This is a genomic window from Pseudomonas sp. ACN5 (assembly GCF_002303975.1).
GTDB lineage: Bacteria > Pseudomonadota > Gammaproteobacteria > Pseudomonadales > Pseudomonadaceae > Aquipseudomonas > Aquipseudomonas laurylsulfatiphila.
The window spans coordinates 1-2,329 of the sequence record NZ_MRCP01000036.1 but is presented as its reverse complement, the minus strand read 5'-3'; the positions used below and the strand labels follow the sequence as shown (position 1 = coordinate 2,329).

The 2,329-nt window shown below is 62.9% G+C and carries 1 protein-coding gene; it reads left to right on the top strand.

The window, feature by feature from the left end; all coding sequences use genetic code 11:
* A partial coding sequence (locus tag BSF40_RS31270; protein ID WP_371918149.1) for an immunoglobulin-like domain-containing protein occupies positions 1-2,329 on the top strand: 2,329 nt, incomplete at both ends.

The window sequence follows — 2,329 nt, the reverse complement described above, 5'->3', positions numbered from 1 at the left end:
GGCGGCAACCTCGAAGCGATCAACCCAATCAAGACCCCGGTGGAAACCACGGTCAACGATGTCAACGACACCACCACGGTGACCCTGACCGCCACTCCAAGCGTGGACGAGAACGGCACCATCACCTACACCGCGACGCTGACCGATGCCCAGGGCAAACCGGTCACCGCGCAAAACGGTCCGGTGACCGTGACCCTCGACAGCGGCAAGATCATCACCATCGCCGAAGGCCAGAGCTCCGGTAGCCTGCCGGTCAGCGTCGGCAACGACGTCTACACCGGTCCGACCACCGTCACTGAATCCATCAAGGACGCAGTGGGCGGCAACCTAGAATTGGTGTCGCCAAACACAACGCCAGTGACCACCACGGTCAACGACGTCAACGACACCACCACCGTGATCCTGACCGCCACTCCAAGCGTCGACGAGAACGGCACCATCACCTACACCGCCACGCTGACCGATGCCCAGGGCAAACCAGTCACCGCGCAAAGCGGTCCAGTGACCGTGACGTTGGACAGCGGCAAGGTCATCACCATTGCCGAAGGCCAGAGCTCCGGCAGCCTGCCGGTCAGCGTCGGCAACGACGTCTACCAAGGCCCGACCACCGTCACTGAATCCATCAAGGACGCGGTGGGTGGCAACCTCGAAGCGATCAACCCGATCAAGACCCCGGTGGAAACCACGGTCAACGATGTCAACGACACCACCACGGTGACCCTGACCGCGACGCCGAGCGTCGACGAGAACGGCACCATCACCTACACCGCGACCTTGACCGACAAGAACGGTGCCCCGGTTACCGCACAGAACGGTCCAGTCACCGTGACCCTCGACAGCGGCAAGGTCATCACCATCGCTGAAGGTCAGAGCTCCGGCAGCCTGCCGGTCAGCGTCGGCAACGACGTCTACACCGGTCCAACCACCGTGACCGAGTCGATTAAATCGGCCGATGGCGGCAACCTCGAGTCCATTGATCCGGTGAAAACGCCAGTGACCACTACGGTCAACGACGTCAACGACACCACCACCGTGACCCTGACCGCGACGCCGAGCGTGGACGAGAACGGCACCATCACCTACACCGCCACGCTGACCGATGCCCAGGGCAAACCGATCACCGCGCAAAACGGTCCAGTGACCGTGACCCTGGACAGCGGCAAGGTCATCACCATCGCCGAAGGTCAGAGCTCCGGCAGCCTGCCAGTGACCGTGGGCAACGACGTTTACACCGGTCCGACCACCGTGACCGAGTCGATTAAATCGGCCGACGGCGGCAACCTCGAGTCCATTGATCCGGTGAAAACGCCAGTGACCACCACGGTCAACGACGTCAACGACACCACCACCGTAACCCTGGCCGCGACCCCGAGCGTGGACGAGAACGGCACCATCACCTACACCGCGACGCTGACCGATGCCCAGGGCAAACCGGTCACCGCGCAGAACGGTCCAGTGACCGTGACGTTGGACAGCGGCAAGGTCATCACCATTGCCGAAGGCCAGAGCTCCGGCAGCCTGCCGGTCAGCGTCGGCAACGACGTCTACCAAGGCCCAACCACCGTTACTGAATCCATCAAGGACGCAGTGGGCGGCAACCTGGAATTGGTGTCGCCAAACACTACGCCAGTGACCACCACGGTCAACGACGTCAACGACACCACCACGGTGACCCTGACTGCGACCCCGAGCGTCGACGAAAACGGCACCATCACCTACACCGCGACGCTGACCGATGCCCAGGGCAAACCGGTCACCGCGCAAAACGGTCCGGTGACCGTGACGTTGGACAGCGGCAAGGTCATCACCATTGCCGAAGGCCAGAGCTCCGGCAGCCTGCCGGTCACGGTTGGCAACGACGTTTACACCGGTCCAACCACCGTCACTGAATCCATCAAGGACGCGGTGGGTGGCAACCTCGAAGCGATCAACCCGATCAAGGCCCCGGTGGAAACCACGGTCAACGACGTCAACGACACCACCACCGTGACCCTGACCGCGACCCCGAGCGTCGACGAAAACGGCACCATCACCTACACCGCGACGCTGACCGATGCCCAGGGCAAACCGGTCACCGCGCAAAACGGTCCAGTGACCGTGACCCTCGACAGCGGCAAGGTCATCACCATTGCCGAAGGCCAGAGCTCCGGCAGCCTGCCGGTCAGCGTCGGCAACGACGTTTACACCGGTCCGACCACCGTGACCGAGTCGATTAAATCGGCCGACGGCGGCAACCTCGAAGCGATCAACCCGATCAAGACCCCGGTGGAAACCACGGTCAACGATGTCAACGACACCACCACGGTGACCTTGACCGCCACCCCGAGCG